21 protein-coding genes and 1 other RNA gene are annotated in these 23,704 nt (G+C 46.6%); 11 read left to right on the forward strand and 11 right to left on the reverse strand.

All coding sequences use genetic code 11. From position 1 onward, the window contains the following. Window positions 1-108 precede the first annotated feature (108 nt). From nadK to bamE, 3 genes are all read left to right on the forward strand, one after another. Window positions 109-987, forward strand: coding sequence for an NAD(+) kinase (gene nadK / locus BHU62_RS17140; protein ID WP_019452304.1), 879 nt, complete (start codon window positions 109-111; stop codon window positions 985-987). An 86-nt stretch (window positions 988-1,073) separates the two neighbouring features. Further along, the gene (recN, locus tag BHU62_RS17145) at window positions 1,074-2,735 is read left to right on the forward strand and encodes a DNA repair protein RecN (RefSeq protein ID WP_073533077.1); all 1,662 of its coding nucleotides are present in this window, start codon (window positions 1,074-1,076) and stop codon (window positions 2,733-2,735) included. A gap of 240 nt (window positions 2,736-2,975) precedes the next feature. Then, window positions 2,976-3,314, forward strand: coding sequence for an outer membrane protein assembly factor BamE (bamE, locus tag BHU62_RS17150; RefSeq protein WP_037422134.1), 339 nt, complete (start codon window positions 2,976-2,978; stop codon window positions 3,312-3,314). 108 nt (window positions 3,315-3,422) lie between these two features. Here bamE and BHU62_RS17155 read toward each other — a convergent pair whose 3' ends face one another. Both BHU62_RS17155 and BHU62_RS17160 read right to left on the reverse strand, forming a co-directional pair. Next, window positions 3,423-3,719, reverse strand: coding sequence for an RnfH family protein (locus BHU62_RS17155; protein WP_073533078.1), 297 nt, complete (start codon window positions 3,717-3,719; stop codon window positions 3,423-3,425). Further along, complete coding sequence (locus BHU62_RS17160) at window positions 3,712-4,146, reverse strand: type II toxin-antitoxin system RatA family toxin (protein WP_004929096.1); 435 nt, start codon at window positions 4,144-4,146, stop codon at window positions 3,712-3,714. Before BHU62_RS17160 ends, BHU62_RS17155 begins: the two co-directional genes overlap by 8 nt. Window positions 4,147-4,307: 161 nt before the next feature. On the opposite strand from BHU62_RS17160, the gene smpB reads away from it, so the two are divergent. From smpB to BHU62_RS25015, 4 genes are all read left to right on the forward strand, one after another. Beyond that, window positions 4,308-4,790, forward strand: a complete 483-nt coding sequence (gene smpB / locus BHU62_RS17165; protein ID WP_016929804.1) for an SsrA-binding protein SmpB — start codon at window positions 4,308-4,310, stop codon at window positions 4,788-4,790. A 49-nt stretch (window positions 4,791-4,839) separates the two neighbouring features. Beyond that, window positions 4,840-5,203: a transfer-messenger RNA gene (ssrA, locus tag BHU62_RS17170) on the forward strand. 203 nt (window positions 5,204-5,406) lie between these two features. After that, window positions 5,407-6,648 carry an integrase gene (locus tag BHU62_RS17175; RefSeq protein ID WP_073533079.1) on the forward strand — a complete coding sequence of 414 codons (1,242 nt, stop codon included), beginning with the start codon at window positions 5,407-5,409 and terminating at the stop codon, window positions 6,646-6,648. Between the two features lie 515 nt (window positions 6,649-7,163). After that, on the forward strand, window positions 7,164-8,237 hold the full coding sequence (locus tag BHU62_RS25015; RefSeq protein WP_139282294.1) for a hypothetical protein: 1,074 nt from the start codon (window positions 7,164-7,166) through the stop codon (window positions 8,235-8,237). Between the two features lie 13 nt (window positions 8,238-8,250). Here BHU62_RS25015 and BHU62_RS24625 read toward each other — a convergent pair whose 3' ends face one another. Beyond that, a complete protein-coding gene (locus BHU62_RS24625; protein WP_078062082.1) occupies window positions 8,251-9,015 on the reverse strand; it encodes a hypothetical protein in 765 nt (254 codons plus the stop codon). A 116-nt stretch (window positions 9,016-9,131) separates the two neighbouring features. Here BHU62_RS24625 and BHU62_RS17185 point away from each other — a divergent pair, with 116 nt between their 5' ends. Then, entirely contained in the window at window positions 9,132-9,344 is a 213-nt protein-coding gene (locus tag BHU62_RS17185) for a helix-turn-helix transcriptional regulator (protein ID WP_073533080.1), read from the forward strand. Between the two features lie 83 nt (window positions 9,345-9,427). Here the strand turns inward: BHU62_RS17185 and BHU62_RS17190 are convergent, their stop codons facing one another. From BHU62_RS17190 to BHU62_RS17225, 8 genes are all read right to left on the reverse strand, one after another. Then, a complete protein-coding gene (locus BHU62_RS17190; protein ID WP_073533081.1) occupies window positions 9,428-12,715 on the reverse strand; it encodes a DEAD/DEAH box helicase in 3,288 nt (1,095 codons plus the stop codon). Continuing rightward, window positions 12,708-13,508, reverse strand: a complete 801-nt coding sequence (locus BHU62_RS17195) for a hypothetical protein (RefSeq protein WP_073533082.1) — start codon at window positions 13,506-13,508, stop codon at window positions 12,708-12,710. Before BHU62_RS17195 ends, BHU62_RS17190 begins: the two co-directional genes overlap by 8 nt. Before the next feature lie 135 nt (window positions 13,509-13,643). Next, the gene (qatD, locus tag BHU62_RS17200) at window positions 13,644-14,423 is read right to left on the reverse strand and encodes a Qat anti-phage system TatD family nuclease QatD (RefSeq protein WP_073533083.1); all 780 of its coding nucleotides are present in this window, start codon (window positions 14,421-14,423) and stop codon (window positions 13,644-13,646) included. Beyond that, window positions 14,420-15,793, reverse strand: a complete 1,374-nt coding sequence (gene qatC, locus BHU62_RS17205) for a Qat anti-phage system QueC-like protein QatC (protein ID WP_073533084.1) — start codon at window positions 15,791-15,793, stop codon at window positions 14,420-14,422. The genes qatD and qatC overlap by 4 nt, the downstream gene beginning before the upstream one ends. Continuing rightward, window positions 15,790-16,632 carry a Qat anti-phage system associated protein QatB gene (gene qatB, locus BHU62_RS25020; protein ID WP_139282295.1) on the reverse strand — a complete coding sequence of 281 codons (843 nt, stop codon included), beginning with the start codon at window positions 16,630-16,632 and terminating at the stop codon, window positions 15,790-15,792. The genes qatC and qatB overlap by 4 nt, the downstream gene beginning before the upstream one ends. Then, a complete protein-coding gene (qatA, locus tag BHU62_RS17215) occupies window positions 16,633-18,573 on the reverse strand; it encodes a Qat anti-phage system ATPase QatA (protein ID WP_073533086.1) in 1,941 nt (646 codons plus the stop codon). Between the two features lie 463 nt (window positions 18,574-19,036). Next, the gene (locus BHU62_RS17220; protein WP_073533087.1) at window positions 19,037-19,621 is read right to left on the reverse strand and encodes an inovirus Gp2 family protein; all 585 of its coding nucleotides are present in this window, start codon (window positions 19,619-19,621) and stop codon (window positions 19,037-19,039) included. A gap of 437 nt (window positions 19,622-20,058) precedes the next feature. After that, a complete protein-coding gene (locus BHU62_RS17225; protein ID WP_073533088.1) occupies window positions 20,059-21,507 on the reverse strand; it encodes a YfjI family protein in 1,449 nt (482 codons plus the stop codon). Window positions 21,508-21,833: 326 nt separating this feature from the next. Here BHU62_RS17225 and BHU62_RS17230 point away from each other — a divergent pair, with 326 nt between their 5' ends. The 3 genes from BHU62_RS17230 (at window position 21,834) to BHU62_RS17235 (ending at window position 23,682) form a co-directional block, all read left to right on the forward strand. After that, window positions 21,834-22,721, forward strand: a complete 888-nt coding sequence (locus tag BHU62_RS17230; protein WP_073533089.1) for a GTPase family protein — start codon at window positions 21,834-21,836, stop codon at window positions 22,719-22,721. 212 nt (window positions 22,722-22,933) lie between these two features. Then, window positions 22,934-23,092 (forward strand): hypothetical protein, encoded by a 159-nt coding sequence (locus BHU62_RS24725; RefSeq protein ID WP_088776065.1) that lies wholly within the window; start codon window positions 22,934-22,936, stop codon window positions 23,090-23,092. Between the two features lie 125 nt (window positions 23,093-23,217). Continuing rightward, window positions 23,218-23,682 carry a hypothetical protein gene (locus tag BHU62_RS17235; protein ID WP_073533090.1) on the forward strand — a complete coding sequence of 155 codons (465 nt, stop codon included), beginning with the start codon at window positions 23,218-23,220 and terminating at the stop codon, window positions 23,680-23,682. The last annotated feature ends 22 nt before the right edge of the window (window positions 23,683-23,704 follow it).

Raw genomic sequence — 23,704 nt, forward strand, 5'->3', positions numbered from 1 at the left:
AGCATTAATCTCGCAACTTGGCTTATTATGGGGATCAAAACCGGGGTTTCAAGTCAACCGGTCACAATGTGGGGCATAAACGGGTCCCGGTGAGGAAAATCACAACAAATGAATAAAAAATTCGCCTGTATAGGCATTGTTGGCCACCCGCGTCACCCTTCTGCGCTGGCAACCCACGAGATGCTGTTCCACTGGCTGGTCGCCCGCGGTTATTCGGTGATGGTCGAGCGCCAGATCGCCCATGATCTGGGGCTGAAAGACGCCGTGACCGGCAGCCTGGCGGATATCGGCCAGCGCGCTGACCTGGCGGTGGTGGTCGGCGGCGACGGCAACATGCTCGGCGCCGCGCGCGTGCTGGCGCGTTACGACATCAAGGTGATCGGGGTCAACCGCGGCAACCTCGGCTTCCTCACCGATCTCGATCCCGACAACGCCCTGCAGCAGCTGGCGGACGTGCTGGAGGGCGAGTATATCGACGAACAGCGTTTCCTGCTGGAAACCATCGTGCATAAAGAGCACCAGCAGTGCCGCATCAGCACCGCCATCAACGAAGTGGTGCTCCACCCCGGCAAAGTGGCGCACATGATCGAATTCGAAGTGTATATCGACGATCGCTTCGCCTTCTCGCAACGCTCCGACGGCCTGATCATCGCCACGCCGACCGGTTCCACCGCCTACTCGCTCTCCGCCGGCGGGCCGATCCTCACCCCGTCGCTGGAAGCGATCGCGCTGGTGCCGATGTTCCCGCACACCCTTTCCGCCCGGCCGCTGGTGATCAACGGCGACAGCACCATCCGATTGAAGTTTTCGCAGATCGGCAGCGATCTGGAAATCAGCTGCGACAGCCAGATCGCGCTGCCGATACAGGAAGGTGAAGAAGTGCTGATCCGCCGCAGCGATTTCCACCTTAATCTGATTCACCCGAAGGACTACAGCTATTTCAACACGTTAAGCACCAAGCTGGGTTGGTCGAAAAAATTGTTCTAAAATCTGCGCCGGCCACTTTACTGTATATAAAACCAGTTTATACTGTATGAAACTACAGTTATGTGTTTATACACAGGAAGGTTCCCATGCTGGCGCAATTAACCATCAGCAACTTTGCTATCGTTCGTGAGTTGGAAATCGATTTTCAACCGGGTATGACGGCGATCACCGGTGAAACCGGCGCCGGCAAATCCATCGCCATCGATGCCCTGGGGCTGTGCCTCGGCAACCGCGCCGACGGCAATGTGGTGCGTCTGGGGGCCGCCCGCGCCGACATCTGCGCCCGCTTCTCGCTGGCGGACACCCCGTCCGCGCGCGAGTGGCTGGAGCAGAACCAGCTGGACGACAGCAACGAATGCCTGCTGCGCCGGGTGATCAACGCCGACGGCCGTTCGCGCGGCTTTATCAACGGCACCGCCGTGCCGCTGTCACAGCTGCGCGAGCTGGGGCAACGCCTGATCCAAATTCATGGTCAACACGCCCATCAGCTGCTGCTCAAGCCGGAGCACCAAAAAACGCTGCTCGACGCCTATGCCGACGAACCCGCCCTGTTGGCGGCAATGAGCCAGGCCTATCAGCGCTGGCACCAAAGCTGCCGCGAGCTGGCGCACCATCAGCAGCAGTCCATCGAGCGCGAAGCGCGCAAGCAGCTGCTGCAATACCAATTGAAAGAGCTGAACGAATTCGCGCCGCAGGCCGGCGAGTTCGAACAGACCGACGCCGAGTACAAGCGCCTGGCCAACAGCGGCCAGCTGCTGACCCTCAGCCAGCAGACATTGCAGCTGCTGGCCGACAGCGACGAGAACAACATGCTCAGCCAGCTCTACAGCGCCAAACACCTGCTGCTCGAGCTCGCCGGGCTGGACGACAAGCTCAGCGGCCTGCTGGACATGCTGGAAGAGGCCTCGATCCAAATCAGCGAAGCCAGCGACGAGCTGCGCCATTACGCCGATCGCATGGATCTCGATCCCAACCGCCTGCACGAGCTGGAGCAGCGCCTGTCGCGCCAAATCAGCCTGGCGCGCAAACACCAGGTCGCACCGGAAGAGTTGCCGCAGCTGCATCAACAGTTGCTGGATGAACAGCAGCTGCTGTCGCAGCAGGAAAGCGATCACGAGCATCTGAACGAGGCGGTCACTCTGCATCACCAGCAGGCGCTGGAACTGGCGGAGCAGCTGCACCAGAAACGCCTGCATTACGCCGCCGAGCTGACCACGCTCATCACCGACAGCATGCAGGCGCTCTCCATGCCGCACGGCAAATTCAACATCGACGTGCGCTTCGAACCACAGTATCTGAGCGCCGAAGGGGCCAGCCGCAGCGAGTTCTGCGTCTCCACCAACCCAGGCCAGCCGCTGCAGCCGCTGGCGAAGGTTGCCTCCGGCGGTGAGCTGTCGCGCATCGCGCTAGCCATTCAGGTGATCACCGCTCGCAAGATGGAAACCCCGGCGCTGATCTTCGACGAAGTGGACGTGGGCATCAGCGGCCCAACCGCCGCCATCGTCGGCCGCCTGCTGCGCCAGCTCGGCGAATCCACCCAGGTGATGTGCGTGACCCACCTGCCGCAGGTGGCCGGGTGCGGGCATCAGCACCTGTTCGTCAGCAAGCAGACCGACGGCACGGTCACCGAAACCCAAATGGCACCGCTGGATAAACGCGCGCGGCTACAGGAGCTGGCGCGCCTGCTCGGCGGCAGCGAAGTCACCCGCAATACGCTGGCGAATGCCAAAGAACTGCTGGCGGCATAAAAAAGCTCAACTTTTTCACTTTCCTGCGGTCTGACAGTGACGCTGTTGGCCCGAGAAATATCTAAAGCGCGGCGCAGCGGTGATCTGAAGCCTCCTCAACGGCCTGAAACAGGCCAAGCGCTTGAGGTGCTGAAGGAAAGCCAACGCGCCGCAACTTGAAAGATGAAGGGTATAAAGGTTTCCAACTGCCGCAAGGTCTATTATCATCGGCATCCTATGCCCTAAAGGAATGTGATTACTATGCGCTGTAAAACGCTGACTGCCGCCGCTGTAGTTCTTGTGATGCTGACTGCAGGCTGTTCTACTTTTGAAAAGGTGGTTTATCGTCCTGACATCAACCAGGGGAACTACCTGACGTCGACCGACGTGGCGAAAATCCAGAAGGGGATGACCCAGCAACAGGTCGCTTACACATTGGGCACCCCAATGCTGCAAGACCCGTTCGGGACTCAGACGTGGTTCTATGTGTTCCGCCAGCAGCCTGGCCATGAAGATATCACCCAGCAAACGCTGACGCTGACCTTCAACAGCGCAGGCGTGTTGACCGATATCCAGAACAAACCGGCGCTGACCAAGTAATCGGCGCCGCCCGCTCTTCCGGCCCATGAGGGGGCATGACGTTCCTCATGACAGTCGCAGGCTGCAACGCGGAAGAGAATAATCAGTTTCAGATAAAAAAATAAGGCGCTATAAGCGCCTTATTTTTTTTGCCTTTTCTGCCCGTTGCCGGCGCAGTTCTTTCGGATCGGCGATCAGCGGCCGGTAGATCTCCACCCGGTCGCCGTCGTTCAGCGTATCACCCAGCTTGGCCGGTCGGCTGTAGATGCCGATTTTGTTGCTCTTAAGATCGATATCCTGGCGCAGCTCCAGCAGGCCAGAAGCCTGAATCGCCTGCTCGACGCTGCTGCCCTCGGCCAGCTTTACCTTGCGCAGGTACTGGCGCTCCGGCAAGGCATACACCACCTCGACCCGAATGTCAGACACTGTAGACCTCTTTCGCCCGCTGGGTGAAGGCCTGCACCATGCTGCCCGCCAGCTCTTTGAACACCTTGCCGAACGCCAACTCGATCAGTTTGTTGGTAAACTCGAAGTCCAGGTGCAACTCCACCTTGCAGGCCTCTTCGCTCAGCGGCGTGAACTGCCAGCCGCCCATCAGCTTGCGGAACGGACCATCGACCAGCTGCATATTGATGCTCTGGTTATCCAGCAGCGTATTGCGCGTAGTGAAGGTCTTACTGATGCCGGCCTTGGCGACGTCCACCGCGGCGGTCATTTCGTTGGAGGTAGCGTTAAGCACCCGGCTGCCGGTGCAGCCTGGCAGAAAATCGGGATAAGAATGAACATCGTTAACCAACTGATACATCTGCTCGGCGCTGAACGGCACTAATGCAGACCGACTGATCTGGGGCATATCATTTCCTGTAAGACATAAAACGTACAGATAATACCATTTATCTGGCGGCAAACAAAAAATCTGCTACGGGATGGCGGCGCCAAAAATGCGAAAAATTGCGCAGGTGCTGAACGGGAAAGGATTTCTTTCGCTGAAGCATCCAGTATAATGAACGCACTATGACAAAGAAAAAAGCACACAAACCCGGTTCCGCCACCATTGCCCAAAACAAGCGCGCGCGTTTCGAATACTTCATTGAAGAAGAGTTCGAGGCGGGCCTGTCGCTGCAAGGGTGGGAAGTTAAATCGCTGCGTGCCGGCAAAGCCAACCTCAGCGACAGCTACGTGACGTTCCGTGACGGTGAAGCCTATCTGTTTGGCGCCACCATCACCCCGCTCAACGTGGCTTCGTCGCATGTGGTGTGCGATCCGACGCGTACCCGTAAACTGCTGCTGAACCGACGCGAGCTGGACACCCTGCTCGGCCGCGTCAACCGCGATGGCTACACCGTGGTGGCCTTGTCCCTGTATTGGAAAAATGCCTGGAGCAAGATCAAGATCGGTGTAGCCAAAGGCAAGAAAGAGCACGACAAACGCGATGACATCAAAGATCGCGAATGGCAGACGGCGAAAGCCCGTATCATGAAGCACGCCAATCGTTAAGCCGCTGGCTTATCGAAGTAAACTTCTGGTATACTGCACAAAGTTACTTGGGGCTGATTCTGGATTCGACGGGATTTGCGAAGCCCTAGGAGCATGCCGAGGGGCGGTTGGCCTCGTAAAAAGCCGCAAAAAAATAGTCGCAAACGACGAAAACTACGCACTAGCAGCTTAATAACCTGCTTAGAGCCCTCTCTCCCTAGCCTCCGCTCTTAGGACGGGGATCAAGAGAGGTCAAACCCAAAAGAGATCGCGTGGACGTCCTGCCTGGGGCTGAAGCGTTAAACTTAATCAGGCTAGTCTGTCAGTAGCGTGTCCATCCGCAGCTGGCCGGCGAATGTAAAGATTGGACTAAGCATGTAGTGCCGACGGTGTAGTAATTTCGGACGCGGGTTCAACTCCCGCCAGCTCCACCAAAATTCTCCATCGGTGATTACCAGAGTCATCCGATGAAGTCCTAAGAGCCCGCACGGCGCAAGCCCTGCGGGCTTTTTTGTGCCCTCAATTTGTCCCGCGAAGTCCGAAGAGAACTAATTAAATCCGAACCTTTTAGGCCCATTGATAGGCCCAACGAAAAGCTCTATTGTTTTCGTTGGGCCTAAACGCATGGAGATTCCCCATGGCAAGAAAAACCAAGCCGTTAACCGATACGGAAATCAAAGCCGCCAAACCTAAAGATGCCGATTACCAGCTGTATGATGGTGATGGGCTTACTCTATTAATCAAGTCCAGTGGTAGTAAGCTCTGGCAGTTCCGTTACTATCGACCGCTGACAAAACAGCGAACCAAACAGAGCTTCGGTGCCTACCCTGCTGTCTCCCTTTCTGATGCGCGTAAACTCAGAGCTGAATCTCGAGTTTTGTTGGCGAAAGATATTGATCCTCAGGAACATCAGAAAGAACAGGTAAGAAATTCTCAAGAGGCTAAAACCAACACTTTCCTGTTAGTTGCCGAGCGTTGGTGGAATGTGAAGAAAGCCAGCGTAACAGAGGACTATGCCGACGATATCTGGCGCTCGCTTGAGAGAGATGTTTTCCCAGCAATCGGCGATATCAGTGTCACTGAGATTAAGGCTCATACTCTGGTTAAAGCTGTTCAGCCGGTTCAGGCCAGAGGTGCATTAGAGACTGTTCGCCGCCTTTGTCAGCGTATTAACGAAGTCATGATTTATGCGCAGAACACAGGCCTGATTGATGCAGTTCCCAGTGTAAATATCGGAAAAGCATTTGAGAAACCGCAAAAGAAAAACATGCCAAGCATCCGCCCGGATCAACTTCCGCAGCTAATGCAGACTATGCGTACGGCAAGTATCAGCTTGTCCACAAGATGCCTTTTCATGTGGCAACTTCTCACCATCACCCGCCCTGCCGAGGCCGCTGAGGCTCGATGGGGTGAGATCGATTTCAATGCTAGCGAATGGAAAATTCCTGCAGCTCGAATGAAGATGAACCGGGACCATACGGTTCCACTATCCGATGAGGCTCTTTCTATTCTGGAAATGATGAAGTCACTCAGTGGTGGACGAGAGTTTATCTTTCCCAGTCGCATCAAACCAACCCAGCCAATGAACAGCCAGACAGTGAATGCAGCACTCAAGCGTGCTGGCTTAGGAGGCGTACTCGTATCACACGGTCTACGTTCTATCACTAGTACGGCACTCAATGAGGAAGGATTTCCACCTGATGTCATTGAAGCAGCACTGGCTCATGTAGACAAAAATGAGGTACGTCGCGCTTATAACCGCAGTGATTACCTTGAGCAACGTCGCCCTATGATGCAATGGTGGGCTGATTTCGTGATGGCAGCGGATCGCGGAAGCGTGATTGCAGATGGGATAAAAGGGATGCGGTTAGTGGGATGATAAGAATGGGTTAAGTCCAGCTCAGATTTTCCCTATAGATAGGTTAATACTTTATTTTTGAATCAAATACTTACTGGATCTGACCGTCCTTAACTGGACTAACCCTACCTCATTAGGCATATTCTGTCCTCACGACGAAACCGGTTCTTAAGCCTCCGGACTGACGCCTCCGAGGTTGCTTTGAACCGCTCCAAGTTTCCGGGAGAATGTTGAACCTGTAAACTCAGCCACGGGACCGCTCAACCTACTATCGAACATCTGGTATGAACTTTGCCTCCATAGACGATGGAACCTCCGCCAGCCCACGAAAACTGCTCCTATGTGCTTGTTCCGATGACACAGATACTAAGTCTATGGGGGCGATTCCAGCTCATGGCATATCGGTCCGCCCCCTAGTGTATCACTCACGTATTTTTCTTGATTAAATATAACTGCTATGATCGGCACAACTATTCTGATGGTATAGAATAAATTGCAATTCGTAATATTAAAACATTAATGGACGAGGAAATAATATGCAAGGTTTAAATTACCTTTCAGAAATTGAAAAATTAAAGCTTTTCAAAAACATTCGAATTGGAATGAGTTCAGAAGAAGAATTTGAGGCTTTCCTTACCTCTGTAGGGAATGATGAAAATAAAAATGAAATAAAAAGGCGAATTAACGGTTTGTTTTTAGAGGATGAATTCGCTTTGCTGTGCTTTTTCATGGAAGTATGTACAAGTCTAACCTCTTTAGGTCAATCACCAGTAAATAACACTGGCATTAAGGTGCCAGATTATCTGGCTAGTTTTAATATGCCAAAAGGGAAGGAATTAAAATGTTTTATTGAGGTGAAGACGAGCAATGCTCTAGAAACTAAAAAAATATCAGGCTCTTTCTTAAATAAGTACAGTGAGTTTTGTCATAGATTCCGACACCCTTTATTTATAGCATCACGCATACATCAAAACAATCTTCTTTTCTGGATATTGCAAAGCGAGAGCGAGTTTATAAACTCTGGTCGAAAAGTAGATGTGAGTAATATAACAAATAATAGTGGATGTATTCTTTTGGATGATTGGTTTATTTCCTCAATTAATGCTTTAACAGTGACAATTCATTTTAGCGAACACCCTTTAGTATCCCAGGCCAGATATGAGGATAAGGGGTATTTACATCAAATTACCGTATCACAGAAGCATGAAGGAAATACTTTCGAATTTAATCTTAACGAGAAGGAATTCGTTTTAAATGCATTCCTAGATGAGTTTCAGTCTAATGATACTTATCATAAAGAAAAAAATATATTAGTAAGAGAAATACCTGAACACTCTTCTAATCTAATAAGCAGTTTATTACTAAAAATGAACATGCGAGTAATTGATTCAGAAAGTCCAGATGACAGATTGAATGCCAGTAGAATGTTGGCGAAAATAGAATCAGGTTATAGTACTTACATAAACAAAAGTTATCTTAAAAAAATAATAGATAGTTTGAATAAAAAATCAATCGTAAGTGGTGCTGGTATTATTTTTGCCCCAATGGGGCTTGGGAGTAGCCATGATAGAAAAAAGAAATTGGGTGAATTACTCAAAATTTCTAGATGATCTAATTATGTACTTAGATGTCTGATGTCCAAGGTTTCTGTTCTGCGCCTTTATTGGCGCTTTTTTTCTTTAGCGTTGCGTTAAAGGCAGCCTTAACTACGGCGTCATTTCTAGACCAATCTTCAATCAGCCGGGGAATTCTTGCAAATAATACAGCTAAGTCTTCCTGTTTTTCTTCAGGGGAACCAGGATAGCCATGCTCTTGAATAAATATGCTTACATCCTCATCAATCAACTCTATAGCCTCTCTCCTGTTTCTCCAGCCATCCGCAGGCTTGTTGCAATACAACAAACGGATAATTTCAGCTTTTAGAGGAGCGTAAAGCGATGCTTTTGCTTTACCCCCATTAGTGGCCTGTTCTTTTTTTTTCGCCTCAGTGTTTTGCCATATTTCATGGTGAACAATTCCATGGCACATGTCGAGAAGTTCTGTCGATTTGAGCAACAACGTGACACCATCACGCCAATCTGAAGCCACGAGATGTATCCCTAGGCACCAGTATACTGCAGCCAAAAAGATCCACTCATCTATTGATTCCTGGATAGTGTCAGCCTCTTCATACAAAATATGGTACGACTGATTTTCCAATTCACGACGCTTCGCTGTATCCAGCATAATATCATTGACTATTTTGTTAATATGAGTATCGCCATCATTTAAACAGGTTATACAGCTTTTCCATCCAACCGCACGTAGAGCGAGCACCAGTCTACTTTTCTTTAAGTTGAATGATTCCTTTATCGTATCGACAAAAAAACAGAGATTAAAATCATCCATAAATCAATAACCTAACTCGTGTAAAAAATGAGGTAACGCAGCCGTATACCTTATACCCGCGTCAATGAATAACCTTCCTCTCATCCAAAGCAAACCAGATTAGAGGAAACAACACTATGTCATCATCTACCGTAAAAATCCTTCGTATCAATGCACTTACCCAAAAACTGGGCATCGCCCGCTCGACGATTTACGACTGGATCAATCCTAAATCGACACGCTATGACAGGACATTTCCAAAGCAGCGCCGCCTTGGGAACCAGTCTGTCGGTTGGCTAGAATCCGAAGTAGATCAGTGGATCTTACAACGCGAAATTTCCTCCCAATAAAATTACTTAGCTAAGTAAACCGGAGAATGTAATCTCCGGTTAAGTCACTCAGCAATCATTAGCATCAAACATTCCAGTGAAGATTAAAATTCATCCAGTAATGCTGATATATGTGCTTCACGTACCCTATCACGCACATCCTCAAAACTTTCAGACGCTAATCCTGACTGCAGATATGGTAAAATCTTTGTAAATTCAGCGCGAGCGGCAGGACGCGAAGAACCATTGAGATAGATTGCATTTGCAAGAAGTTCTGGGCTAGAGCACCCTTTCCTTACCGCCCCACTTAAAGTCAGTATACTGACAGGAACAATGGGTTCATTACCATTAGCGATAGCTTGGGCGGTATATATACGGGCTGGAAGACCCGCGACAAAAGCAAGATCTGCAGTTAAACGAACCGCAAAATGTCGCGCTATTTCACATGTCTTGATATCCTTCTCTGCTGTTCCAATCGCGCGTTCAAGATCGCTGAGAGGTTTACCATCCATCCACGCGACTAAAAGTTTTTTCAACAAAGGGATAGCTAATTTTGTTTTATTTTCATCGCTTAAAGAACGATAATTTGTACCAAATAGACCGGCAATATCGTTGGGTCTAATTAGCTGGAACAACCAACCAGGATGCTTTTCAAGCCATTCAAAAAGATCTTGGATACAATCGCGGGTGCTCCCAAGAAATGCCCCACTACTTACCAACTGAGTCATACTCTCAATAACTACATAAGGCAGTCCGCAAGACGCCGCAACTCTTTCTAACCAAGTTAACTCTTGCTTCGGAGAAAGTCTAGAGCGCTCAAGTATAGCTGAAGATATCCGAGTCTCGATCCAATCATTATTGCCCTTCTGACGCATGCGGTAAGCAGCGAATGATCTATTGATCATATATTTCGCTAATTCATCTGGAGCATCGCCATCACCCTTTGGTAATCTGGCGAGGAAATATGCCTCATTATCATCAAGAGCTCCTGAGTGGATACGGTCAAGTAGACCTGTGAGCGGATCGTCTATCCTGAGGCACTGGTCTGACTGAGAAAATATTCCTTGTAAAGTCATCCAATGACTATTTATGTTACTTTTATCTTCATCAATATTGATTATTTTACTGGGAATGACTAAAACAAACCCTTGCCCTCCTTCCCCTGCTCGTCCAGCTCTGCCTGCAGCATTAAGCAATTCATGAGCATCTAACTGCTTCATTTTGTCTCCCTCAACATCCCAGCGGCTATCTCCCGCAATCAAGACGATATCACTAGGAAGATTCATTCCTTGAGCAAGAGTTGAAGTCGCAAACATAGCACTTAGACCATCAGACCGTTTAAAAAGCGATTCATGCAAGAGACGTTCTTGTTTTATCAATTGAGCATGATGACTTATAGCACCACCTACAACTCTATAATTATCGTCAATTTTAAGATAACAATGTTGAGATCCACCAAGTTCCTCCTCAACTATTTTTCGTAATACTTTCTCGTCTTCCGTAAGAGTAACTCCGTGTTTCGGTAATAGTTCACGAAAGTATTTAACAGTAGATTCCGCAGCAATAGTACTTTGAACAAATATAAGTGTCTTAAGCTTATCTTGTGCAGCAGCAGCAGCAATCTCCCCTGCAACTTTATTTCCGTTTGGGGTTAAGTACCAGTTACCTTTATATTTATTTATACCTGTAGAAAATGACACCGATTTATTTAATAATGTCATCAACGCATAATCTTTACGCTTACGCGTCGCCCAAGTCTGTCTAAGACAGAAGAAAGCAGACGGTTGAGCATTAAGCTGTGATTTAACTTTTGCTGGTACACCTTTAGTTGTTGCTTTGGCTTGGGCTTTTCGAAGTATTTCTTCTAACTTTGATATCCGATCTGAACTGTAAGCTACGCAACCACGAGCTTGTCGGGTAGGTTTCCATGCTAAATCTAACTCAAGACAAGGACGGCCAGTAAGTTCGGAAATCCAACCAGCAATTTCGGCAGCGTTTTGCATCATTGCTGAAATCATCAAAAAATCTGCTTCAGGTGCCAGTTGAGTAAGATTTAAAATACATAACATTGCATCAATGCTGCGACGACTTCGATCAGCATCTCTTGGATGCAAAAGATGACATTCATCGAACACTATCAAACCGATATCGTTAAATGCTTCTGGCTGCAGAGATTGCAGCATTAAGCATCTTTCGGGAGTTGTCACGATTATTTCTGGCAATTCAACAATATCTGTAAACACAATATCTTCGTCAAGATCGCCATAAACACTAAAGTCTTTGAAAGCATTTTTAAGTGTAAAAGCAGTCTGATCTACTAGAGCCAACGTAGGAGCAAGAACAATAGCCTTACTGCCGCTCAGTAATGAAACAGCTATTTTCAGCTCCGCAAGTGTTGATTTCCCCCCGCCAGTCGGAAAACTTATTGCAGCAGAAACGCCTTTGGTAAGATAACCTCTTTCAAGCGCAGTGCGGTGATTACGCCAAAGGTAGGGACGTTTATTAGCCGCCTGACGCACAATACGCCACCATTGTTTTACATTTATACCGGCAGGTGCCTCAATTCGGCATAATGAGGTATCGGCAAGGTTAATAGAAACCGCTAGTAGTAATTTTGCTAAATGAAGTGGACCGGGAAAGATATTAACAGCAACAGGCCCTTCATCATCAAAAACCCCATCGATACGAGAAATACATAACGATATAACCTCTTTAAATATCATCTGAGAGCGAGGAATCTCAGCGACTTCATTTGGCTCTGATAGTAATTCTTGAGCAAGCTCTACCAAACCAGCATGAAGATGCCTTAGTAATGCGTCAACAGCAACTTCGGGGCCAGTAGTTTCATTACCCAAATCCTTTTCCCGTGGTTCTATATCCAGAATTTCACCAAGCCGTCCTGTTGCAAGAGCTCCAATATCTTTTATCAAAATTGATTCGGAAGAATTTGAATCATCCCGTTGATTCAAATGCTTTGCCATTTCTGCTGCATCACTTTGAAAGTCAGCAATCAAAAAGAGTAAGGTGCTACAAATTTCCGGCGCGACACGAACTATATCGATAAAGGCTTCACGCTCTCCTCCTTTAATAACCTCAGCCATCATGCAAAGTTGATGTGCAGTTCCTGCAACAAATGCAGCAGCAGCTCGATCAACTCTCTCAGGCGAAGATGTGACTAATAGCTCCTGTGTAGCCGCTAAACGTCGCATCTCTTCTAGCAATTCTTCCAATTTTTCGTTTTTCTCTTTTGTATCGATGGCACCATGGTACCTGACACGTGCAGCAACGATTTCTGCATAAGCATTAGTGAAACGCTGAGGTAGTTCCTCTAATTCGAGAGAGTCAAGCTGAGGAGCTGAGCTAATTAGATCTATAGTTACAGGGTCAAACATTGTCTATCCAAGCCTCAATATATTTTATTGCCTTTGACGAAAACTGCTCCATCCAGTTACGTAGATCTTTTATGCACATAGTTTCGCCTTGTCGACGTTCATGCTTACCAGGAGCAACTTCATCAAAGCCCTTAAATAGAGCTTTACGGCTACTATCATCGTCATCTTTAGTATCTATCGTTACCGCAACACGATAATGTCTAGCCTCTTCCCAAATAATCTTTTCGACCGCAGCATCAATATCCATCTCTGGGAATTTAATCTGATGAGCTTCTAACAGTGCGCCTGTCTCTTGTATTAATTCAGGCATTCGTTCACCGCACTCTAATGAGCGTATTCCCTTCCAAACATCACTAGTAATTGTTGATCGGGGATTTATAGTGGCCTTATCTTCGAATATAACAACAGCAATAACATTTTCATTGGTTTGGTCTAGTTGAAGTTGCATACCATCAAACCCTTTATGCGCCAAGATAGCATGTGGCGCACGAACAATATTTCCTTTATTTGCTCTATGGGCTGCAATCCATGAAATCGCTTGGAAAATCCAACCGTCTCGATGATAAGGATCCTTTCCAGCGGGCACGGTGAGAAGTTTGATTGCTTCCTTAGCAGTATCAGGGCGGGTGGATGGTGGTTTTTTATCAATTCCAGCAAGGATTATGGATATATGCCGTGCTTGGCCCAGAGCGAGAGAAGCAACCTTACTAGCGAGATCATTTTCATCAGCAATGATCCATCTTGAACCATGGCAAAGAGAGTCGTGTACTATTTCAGTCAGCGTTAGAGGCATCATTACCTCCCCATCTTTTTATAAGGTTGGTGTAAGGTCATTATCGCAGCAAAATTCAATTCTGCTCTTGTCCCTAAAGACAATGTTTTATCTTTTTTCATTTTGTTTTAAAAGGAATATACATATGTTTGACAACTATTTAAGACAGTCCATTGTCACAAGTTTTTTAAGATTACTCAAAACTACGAATCTAGTAGCATCTTCAGAAATACCATGAAGCAGGGCTATTTCATGCACAGCGCGATAAACATCTCGAGGACATATAGCCCTTCCCTCGTTCTTTACAAAAGGGCCATCTGTTTCTGTCAGCAGTCTGTTTAGAGGAATACTAGCAATAAGTTTCCTGTGTTTGACTGAACGTAGCATCTCCTCATTAACTGAAAAGTAGCATCCGAGTTCAACAGCACGTCGAGCCTCTGCAGATGACCCTGTAAACCAATGAAGAATAGCTTGGCAATTTTCAAGAATTTTGCTTTTCTCAAGATGATCTAAAACTTTTGCTGCTGTACGTACACTATGGATACTAAGTATTTTGTTCCCCTGTTCTGCACAGGCTTGAAGAATACGCGAAAACACACGCTCCTGAGCTTCAAAGCTTTGGTAAAAACGGGGACCGGCATCTAGACCAATTTCTCCCACATAGCGTGCTGAAGACAAGTAGCGTTCTAGCAGTACCACTTCATCTTCACGTTCTGAGACCAGTTGTGGATGTAGACCCAATCCGACACGAACGAATGATGAATCTAAAGCCAATTCACAATTTCTTTGCCATGCTTTAGGGGTTGTAGTTACCGCAAGTGTAGCCACACGTGCCAGCTCGCATTCCGCAATGACAGCCTTATGATCCGGATATAGATCAAGGTGGCAGTGAAAATCTACCCAGTGCGGAGAAAGTTGATGCTTGGTTGTATTCATGATAATGGTCTCGTTCTCACCCCAGTTAGCAGGCGGCTAACTTCCTCCATGCCCCTTATATATACGCCTGCATAGTCATCATAATTATCAGGGTGATCACTTAGTGGTCCAGGTTTATGGATATCAAATTTCGCATGGCCGGGGAAACGTGCTAGCCGCTCCAGTGAGAACTGAAAGGCTCGCACATGCTCCCCTTCAGCTTTACTACAATCGAGTACTCGTGCTCGAAGATCCGGGATTCGATAAGCAGTTCCGTCTGAACCAAAAGCCGCAAATAACGATGCGCGTCTTATCAAACAAGGTACGCACCGACCGCAGTGTATAGACTGTTCTTCATTTAAATCGGGATTCCACCGGGTACTTTGTGGGGATGAACATGACATGGTATTTTCAGCATGTTGGCGAAGAAATGTCTGATCATGGCACTGTCGCGCCATTTCGCCTTTTGTCATGAAGGCATAAGGATTATTTAAATAAGCGTCTATCCCTAAATTACGTAGCAGTTCATTATAGCGAGCCATGTAATATGGATGCGTCGTTCTGGTGCTGAGTGCGCCCACACGTAATGGATCTAAAGGGACGTTGAGAGATATGAGACCATTCTCAGGAACATTTATCTCCATAGCTCCACCAGCAGCATCTGCTGCTAACGTTGCAAGGGAAAAAAAGAGAAATGATCTACCTCTTAAGGTATTTTCGCCCTCATCACCTATAATGGTATCTTTCTTAAAACCGATGCGTGCCCGGACATGGCCAAATTCTTGAGTGAATCTGCTAGACAATAATTCTGAACACTTTTTTTGGTATTTACTAGTAATAGAATCCCAGTAATGGCTGACAAATAGTGGAGTTCTTCCCTGAGAAAGAAGATCAATCGCACCAATAAAACTGTCCAGCCCGCCAGAGAAAAGACATACAGAAGTGGGATTAAGTATTCGTGGTTTAGTTGATTCTCTGACAAGGCCGCGCTCAATTTCAGGCCGTTCATGAAAATGCAATGACCAACGATCCCCTGTCAAAAAATTCAATAAATTACTTAGCAGCCCCGTCTGACTACTCCATAAAACAGGATCAAATACAGGAATATGCAAAGATAATTCACGAGTCCAAAGATCTTGGGCATTTCGATTACGTGAAATTCTAGTATCTGCAGCAGTAACTGTTGCAGCTAACAGAGCAAGATCAACTGAGGTTTCCGACGGAGTGAGCCCAAGCTCCCTTAATCCTGTTAACGCTTGCCCTAGACCAAAGTCCAACTGCCCATTATTTTTTAAAAAGTTAATTTGGGTAATATTGGTCTGTAATCGGCTTAGTACAGGCTGCTGGGAATCTCTAGCGCCAAGTCTCGCAATAATAGTGTGATGGCTCATTCTGATCTCTCCCCTTCACTAGCAATCAGTTCGAATGCCAGTTCATAAATCTGTTCGACCTTTTGGTTAATTTCACGACCTGATAGTCCTGATACATCTCTCAACTCGTCTCTCAACTGAACACGAGTAGCACCATCAACAAAATCGTGGAGTGTATCCTGAATGTCACCAATAGCATCGACATCATCAGGTAACTTGATGCCATTTTTACCTATATCGGCCATGATTCGCCCTTCAATGGAGTGAACGATGAAACCGATAAATATTTCTTGCATCTGCTCGGTGTTTAATGAATCAAAACTAACCACATCGGTATCAGACATGTCAGCAATCGTATCAAGCATTGCCTGTCTGGAGACCCCTTCATCGACTGATCCGCCAGGGGGGCACAAAAATTCGACAAGCGATACGAAAACTGTTGGCGCAGGCTCTCCAGCCAAATTGCTTAGATTAAAACGCTGAAGGGCTTGTTCTGCACCTCCCTGCTGGAAATCACCCAAGATATGAAGTAGCCCACCAGCAACGACGCGGGAGGAGCCCATACGGCGACTGGCTCTACTCGTCCCCCCTGTGCCGTTGCGCACATAACCGGCAATTGCCTTGCCGAGCGAACTTCGACTTCCGGAACGAACGTAGCGGGTAAAGTTACCTTTAGGTGTACTTAACGGCCCTGCACCATTTGAATCGGGAGGGATTAGTGATGGAGTTAAAGGCCCACCCTGAAGTTGGTCATCTTCCGGAGTTGTTGGGGATATAGGTAATGTAGGTGCCGGAGGGTTGTCTACAAAGTCAGGTACCAGTCCGCTGGTAGGCCCCCCATAAGATTTTGAAGTTCCCATTTACTTTTTCTTCCTTGGTAAATCAAGCATCGCTTGAGCTGTACTGCTTAATTTTGAATTATCAGGCTGATCTACCCATCCCTGAAGGATAGATCGGAATTCCTCTTCATGAGTATCGTCAACAAAACACTGCATGAAGGTTGATCCCAGCCAGACTCCACCAGTCTTCGGAACCGGGATTCGGCGGATGAAATCAAGCAGTTTTCTTTGCATCTGAGGCAGTACTTTCACGAGGAATTGAATTCCGTCAATTCCAGCTGGTTTTTTACCGAAACTATCTTCTTGGAGGATCTGCTCGCTAAGTGTTTCAAATACCTCGTCCACTTCTGAGGCTGTAAGTTTTTCAAGTACTGCTTTTGTTCCTGCAACGGCCATACTAGAGCCGAGAAGTTTTTCAACAAGCGGGGCAAGATGACTGGATGTTAGGGAGACTCCAAATGTACTTTGCTTGTCCCTGGTCACGAACACATAGGGGCGTAGGTCTTGGTTGGCTAATGCAGGTTCAATTTCAGCCCATCCAACTGCCCAGTCGTTTTTCAGCCATTCATTTATGTCAGAATGCTCGGCAACAGTAATTTTGCTAGGTGAATTCGATTCCTGCTGCTGTTTAGACTTTGCTCCCCTTACCAGCTGTTCAAATTGAATCAGTGCCTCAGGTTTCCCCTCTTTATGACTACTTGCCTGTCTCACTATTTGCTCATAAAAGGCAGGATAAAAACGTTCAGCCAACATAATCTTCGCCAATACAGGACGCTTAATGTCTTCACCAAACCCCCGTTCTTCTGCAATAGACTGGCGCAATATCATCGAATTGAGAAAGCGTTTTATCTGACGTGGATTTCCCCTAGTACCTTTACTAAGAAGTGGCGTTACGTGTGCACTAATCTTTAAAGCCTGTTCAATTTCCTCTGGTATGTGCTCTCCCAAGGCTTCAAGTACTACTTTCCTATCTAACCCACTACTAATCCATGGTCTTTTCATTTCTTCACGGGCTTTGCCAAGCAATTTCATAAAATGCTTATTTTTCGAGCCTAAGGCATTCTCTGCAAGAAGAAGCGTTGTATAAACACGGGTTTCAGCGCTACCTAGCGCCGGTATCCGAAATGGCACCTGTATAAGTTTTTCCAAATAGTTTCTGGCATAAGTCAAAGGACCAGTGCTTTGCGGAAGGTCGGGAAAATGTTCGCGCACCGCATATTCGATCATCGCTTCATCCGCACCGATAACAAAGGCTGTTTTCTCAACAAAAAGAAATAAACGTATAGCCTCAAGTGTTTCTATCGCTGTTTTTGGCAAACATCGGTCAAGATCATCAACGATTACAACTAGCTTTTCGACTTCGGCAACATTGAGAAGGTCTTTAAACTCTTCACGAAAGGCATGAATATGCTTGGGAAGGGTTTCCCCATCGGAATCCGCTTCTTTTATGAAATCACCAGCTCTGTCCGCAAAATTCTTTATATCATCGACTGATATATTATCTTGGGGATTGCTAAGGATACCGGAGGCAAGCTCGTAGACACTTTTGAGTTGATCCATTGTAGGAATACCTGTAAATGCGGTGAAAGCTAACCCCCCCGCTTTACGTGCCATTTTCAACCAGTCAACCCGGCGCAATACTTTTTTTGCAGCCGCAGCAACCTTGATACACCCCGGTCGGGCTTGCATTAATTCTTCGACCAAGGTTTCTATAATGACCGTCTTGGCATCCTCAAAGCCTTCAAATGTCCATCCGTTAAACCATAAGCAAAGTGTCTTATTTTTTCCTTCGTATGATGCTTCTAGCATTTTCAAAACGCTTGACTTACCAGCCCCCCAATCACCATGCACACCGATGGTTATTGGCGCATCAGGAGTATGATCTATCAGTTTTACGACCGTCCTCGCGATAGCTTCGTAATACAAAAGGTCTGTTGCAGTTTCTTGATCATTCAAAAACATGTGCTCTTCCCCTGAGTGCGGTAAATGTGCATCACAGCAATCACTTTGCTTATCACACTCCCCTCTTGAAAATCAAATCTCACATTTTCAATCAGATAAGTACGAATACATTGTATTTATATTACAAGAGAACTTAGTTGATGTAGCTCACGTTCTTAGCTTTAGATAGTTGAATAAATAAGTCATTATTATCAATATATTAGGTTTTTTCTTCACTTCATTTACCAACCGGATCGCTCCAATAGGTAACCAAAGCTTCCACTCAGAGAGCGGGGGAAAGGAGCCCATCAGGTTGATACAGGACTTGGCCAAACGAAGTTGCGCCAACCACCATTAGACCGAAGCCTACAGTTCCTTTAGATGTTTTTTGCCATACTAAATTTTCGTTAGTTTACAGCGCAAAAAATTTTAGAGACGACAGTCAAAGCAATTTGCCCATCCAAAGTTCATACTGTGACTTCTTTCACCCTCGGCTCATTCCGATTGATCGATATCTGTCGTTATAGTTCTTGGTGTGGTCTTTTGCCATATACTCCATACGCTTCAGCAATTCGGTAATCTGTTGCATATAATTAGGGGAATTTCTGTTTAAATAAAAACACCCGTTCTCAGTCATATTCGTTAAACCTGAATATTGCTCCGAATCCAGACCTAACGCACTACACCATGCCTGCTGGATTAATGCGTATAAACTGTCATCGGCGTTATAGTTCCCGGCACCATGGTAGAAGTCTTTATTCAGCAGCAGTAATACATGGTAATGTTTACGGCGGTTAAGCTCACCGACTTCACGTACCCATACATACCGTAACCTATTAGACCGATTACGTTTCCATCGTCGGTTCTTACGTTGGCAATCGACCAGTAACTTAGCTTTCAGTGATTCAATAAAACGAGTAACCTCTTTGTTCGAATCACCATAATGATAGTTGCGGGGAAAACGTAAATCAACACGTAGTGCTAACGTACGCGGAAACTCATCTACTGCATTACGAATAACATCGTAAAATGCCTGCTGGTAATCAGCGTTCAAGGAATCAAGTTGCATATTAAGACCTGAATAAATAACTCACTCAATAATTAACATTGAGGTAAGTATGAATAACTAACCATGCGATTAACAATTGTGTTAATGTTACATGCAGATATGTACATGAACATAATCGAATAATAATCATTAACCGTATGGTGTTACGTAATCAATGTATGCTGCGTTATAATTAACTGATTGTATAGGCATAATGTATTAGTATGTTAATGACCAACACTCTGGATAGAGAGTGGATATATTATTAACAAACATATATTACTATACCGACAGTTAATTCATCAGTAATAATATAACAATAAGCACTTTAGCTTGATTAAACCTCATACAAATAGTAAGCATGATAATAATATTACTCTGATATTAGTTTTACTGGTTTTTGTCATTTTCTACAGGTTCCTCCCCCGGTAGTTGCGACTGATCGCAACTACCGGGGCTCAGTAGTGTTGATATGCTGCATGTTTTGTAAACGGATTATTATCAAAATGACGACCTTTATATACCTTTCGGGCACCATATTTTGAATAATCAATATCTATCACCTCTTCCTTTTCAAGTCTGTCAATAACCCTGTCCAGTAACTTTCCCTTACGTAACACATTAGGTCCGCCGTTTCGGATATCATTATATCGAACTACATCTTTCCATGAACGTGAATACTGCCGACGTAGCCACGACAATAACAGTGCTTCATAATAGCCCTCCTCATTGCCAAAGAGTGTTACTGCCTGTTGCATATACCATTCGCACAGCAACCATGCATTTTCGACATATTCTTTTTTTATCGCACATTCACCCTCACTCCAGTAACTCAACAGGGCGGCTACGCGTGCAGTATTATTCGACATTTTGGATGCAAAATCTTTCGAGTTTTCATAGTCTCCCTCTGGCCCCAGGCGACGCTCTATCTTATTGTGAATTCTCACCCATGCTTCCTGAGCTTGAGGTTCGAAGGATAAACATGTCTGATGCCCGGTTCCGTGTTGAGAAGCACTTTTTTCTACCAGTTCATTCATACGTTGGTAGAAGGAATTAAGATTCTCTAGGTCACCAGACTGAGGGCCAGATTGACGACGAATCAAACGCTGGCCTTGTGTCGATAAATTCTCATCAATATTCAAGACAAGACAACGTGCAAAAAAACCACTTCCGCGTGCACTTTCGCCCTTACGTTTTAAATAATCATCAAATATAGCTTTTTGTACCATAACCAACAAAGTAATACGTCCATTCCTGAGCGTAAAACTCGGTGTTGTTTTACGTTCAACCTGAAAATATCCCCCATCCCACATTGAGTTAATAAAACCGAAGTCAGCCATGGTCTTTCTGTTAAGTATATTAGCTCCCTCATCGGTTATTAGTCCTGTTTGCGGCGACTGAGTGTACATTGCAAACTGTAGGGCTTCCGGTGTGGTATTATTATAAACAAATCTTCTGGCTTTTGGTGGTTCTGGTTTTTCAGCGTATAACGCCTTTAACTGCAGTGAAAATTCATCTGTACACTTTCCTTTCATAGTGGCTTTATCTACACATTTCAAGAGTGCACTTTCTTTTCTGCGCCATATTTTAGAGCAGCGCTCATGTTCTTTTTGCTGTTCTTCATACTGGAGTAATACACGTAGATCATGCTCATGAAAAGGCTTGAATACCAATTTACCCACCGTCGTTTTTCTCTCGCCAGACTCTGCTATCACGAATGAATACAATGACACCGGAGATATTAAAGTGTCATTGATCTTTACATTAATCAGGCTCTGGCACCCCAGGGATAATGCACTTAAAACTGCGGATGCAATCATTTCAGGTGGTGACTGTGTGTGATCCTCAATATTAAAAATAGTTTCACGCAATAGTCCTGTAAAAGCATTAAATGGAAAATTTTTCATTACGATACCTGCGAAGTATGTTGTTTATGGAGCTGACAATTAATCGCAAAACCCAATCGCAAGTCAATATAAAAAACTGACATTTAGCCCAATCCGACAGCTTTGGACTAAATTAGTTAACTGGCATAAGTCAGGATTATCACCCATCTGTTATTTGAGTGATAAAAAGATAAATGGATGCTCCTGCACGGCATTATACTGCCCGGTTAATATGAGGCTGAGGTATTTTTAAAAAACTCTCAGTTATATATCACCTGACTGAATTCCCTCCTGTTTATTTCCAGCAGGTCATCCCCACGGATGGCTTTTTTCATTCAGAGGCCGATATGAAACATCCCTCAGGCTATGCCCTTATCCGTCGCCATCTGCGGCGTTATCCACACGCGCTACGCCAGCATTTGCTGCAGGAGCTCAACCGACTCGTTACGTATGAACCGGTGATTGGCATCATGGGGAAAACCGGCGTCGGTAAATCCTCGCTATGCAATGCACTGTTCCGGAGCGAAGTCTGTACTGTCAATGCCGTGGAAGCCTGCACCCGTCAGCCACAGCGTGTCCGGCTACGTTTCGGTAATCACTTCCTGACGCTGGTTGATTTACCCGGTGTGGGCGAGAGTGTTACCCGTGATGATGAATACCGTGAACTGTATCGTGACCTCATGCCACAACTCGATATGGTGCTGTGGGTACTCAAGGCCGATGACCGCGCCTATGCGGTGGAAGAGCAGTTTTATCAGGACGTATTCGCGCAGTACAGCGGACCGCAGCCGCCGGTGTTATGGGTGCTCAACCAGGTGGACAAAACCGACCCCGCCGAGCAGTGGAACTGGCCGTCCGCCCAGCCCTCGGCGTTACAGGCCGAGCGTATTGCTCAGAAACAGCAGGCGGTGGCCCGGCAGTTAGGTATCGCTGAGCAGGATATTCTGCCGGTTTCGGTCCGGGGGCGCTATCGTCTGTCGCGTCTGGTGGAGGCCATGATTACCCTGCTCCCAAAGCAGGCCCGCAGTCCACTTGTGCCGCACCTGCAGAACGGGTATCGCACTACCAGTATCATCAGCACCGCCAGCAGCAGCTTTGGCGATGCCGTGGTAGACGTTATCGATAAGGTTATTGACCTGGCCCCGCTACCACAGGTGGCTCGCATTGCACTGCAGGCTGCAACACACGCTGTCGCCCGCGCGGCACGCTCCCTGTGGGGATTTTTCTTCGGCTAGTCACTTCGCTTTCAATGAGCGGCCTTGCCGTTTTCGATAAGTTTCTTTGTTTCATCACGATCGATTTTCTCGATCGAGCCGATCGGTATTCATCGTTGTACATGATTAATCCGGTAGCCACATAATCCACAGGGCATTATGTGATTTATTAATTTTAACCATCAAAATCAATGCGGTGTATCGCAGGGGTTGTCACGCATTAAGGGAAGTATATGCCGTTATTTCTGTTATGGGGCGCGCTGGCCCTGTTGCTGGGTTTCGTGGCGTCCGCCAACGGCCGCTCGTTCTGGGGCTGGCTCATTCTCGGTCTGATAATCGACCCGATACTGGCGGGGCTGCTGTACTGGCTTATTGCAAAGGACCGCACATGAAAACATTTCTGTGTCTGTTCGGTAAGTTCACCCGCTGGTACATCACCCTTATTATCTTTATGGCCTGCCTGCTGTTCATTATCACCACCCTGGGCAATATGGCTGGCTTCTGACAGGACACTCCAATGAAAAATAAACTGATTATTTCACTTTTACTGGCTTCAGTGCTGACGCCTTCTGTCTCGCATGCGTTTGGCAACCGTGATAGCTGGGTAAGTGGCTATGCGCAGGGAACCTCTGAGTACACCATCCTCGGTAAAGGGCAATCACAACTTTACCTGGCCTGCGACAGTTCCGGCTCACAGCCAGCGACCATTATCTTCACTGACGTGAATGGCCATCGGGTCAGGATGGACAGTGGTCAGACGCTTACCATGAGAATTGATAACGCTGAAGAAGTGAATATCAGCGAAAGCGAGTCTCATGTGGGATCTGACAATGTGATGTGGGCATGGAACAAATTACGCATCGGCAAACGTGTTGTGGTTTCAGGTAGCGGGGTAAAACCTGTCACTTTCACTTTAGCGGGGGCTGCTGCAGTTCTTCCTGCCTTCGGTGACAACGGCTGCGTGCCCGGATTTGCACGGTAGTTGTGCCTCATTCTTACAGGTT

This window comes from Serratia marcescens (assembly GCF_001902635.1).
Lineage (GTDB): Bacteria > Pseudomonadota > Gammaproteobacteria > Enterobacterales > Enterobacteriaceae > Serratia > Serratia marcescens_F.

Coding starts and splice junctions, on each gene's coding strand:
- BHU62_RS17185 (WP_073533080.1), top strand. CDS start 9,132: ATGTCATCATCTACCGTAAAAATCCTTCGTATCAATGCACTTACCCAA.
- BHU62_RS24725 (WP_088776065.1), top strand. CDS start 22,934: ATGCCGTTATTTCTGTTATGGGGCGCGCTGGCCCTGTTGCTGGGTTTC.
- qatB (WP_139282295.1), bottom strand. CDS start 16,632: ATGGGAACTTCAAAATCTTATGGGGGGCCTACCAGCGGACTGGTACCT.
- qatC (WP_073533084.1), bottom strand. CDS start 15,793: ATGAGCCATCACACTATTATTGCGAGACTTGGCGCTAGAGATTCCCAG.
- BHU62_RS17190 (WP_073533081.1), bottom strand. CDS start 12,715: ATGTTTGACCCTGTAACTATAGATCTAATTAGCTCAGCTCCTCAGCTT.
- BHU62_RS25015 (WP_139282294.1), top strand. CDS start 7,164: ATGCAAGGTTTAAATTACCTTTCAGAAATTGAAAAATTAAAGCTTTTC.
- qatA (WP_073533086.1), bottom strand. CDS start 18,573: ATGTTTTTGAATGATCAAGAAACTGCAACAGACCTTTTGTATTACGAA.
- BHU62_RS17175 (WP_073533079.1), top strand. CDS start 5,407: ATGGCAAGAAAAACCAAGCCGTTAACCGATACGGAAATCAAAGCCGCC.
- BHU62_RS24625 (WP_078062082.1), bottom strand. CDS start 9,015: ATGGATGATTTTAATCTCTGTTTTTTTGTCGATACGATAAAGGAATCA.
- nadK (WP_019452304.1), top strand. CDS start 109: ATGAATAAAAAATTCGCCTGTATAGGCATTGTTGGCCACCCGCGTCAC.
- BHU62_RS17230 (WP_073533089.1), top strand. CDS start 21,834: ATGAAACATCCCTCAGGCTATGCCCTTATCCGTCGCCATCTGCGGCGT.
- BHU62_RS17195 (WP_073533082.1), bottom strand. CDS start 13,508: ATGCCTCTAACGCTGACTGAAATAGTACACGACTCTCTTTGCCATGGT.
- BHU62_RS17160 (WP_004929096.1), bottom strand. CDS start 4,146: ATGCCCCAGATCAGTCGGTCTGCATTAGTGCCGTTCAGCGCCGAGCAG.
- bamE (WP_037422134.1), top strand. CDS start 2,976: ATGCGCTGTAAAACGCTGACTGCCGCCGCTGTAGTTCTTGTGATGCTG.
- smpB (WP_016929804.1), top strand. CDS start 4,308: ATGACAAAGAAAAAAGCACACAAACCCGGTTCCGCCACCATTGCCCAA.
- qatD (WP_073533083.1), bottom strand. CDS start 14,423: ATGAATACAACCAAGCATCAACTTTCTCCGCACTGGGTAGATTTTCAC.
- BHU62_RS17225 (WP_073533088.1), bottom strand. CDS start 21,507: ATGAAAAATTTTCCATTTAATGCTTTTACAGGACTATTGCGTGAAACT.
- BHU62_RS17235 (WP_073533090.1), top strand. CDS start 23,218: ATGAAAAATAAACTGATTATTTCACTTTTACTGGCTTCAGTGCTGACG.
- BHU62_RS17220 (WP_073533087.1), bottom strand. CDS start 19,621: ATGCAACTTGATTCCTTGAACGCTGATTACCAGCAGGCATTTTACGAT.
- recN (WP_073533077.1), top strand. CDS start 1,074: ATGCTGGCGCAATTAACCATCAGCAACTTTGCTATCGTTCGTGAGTTG.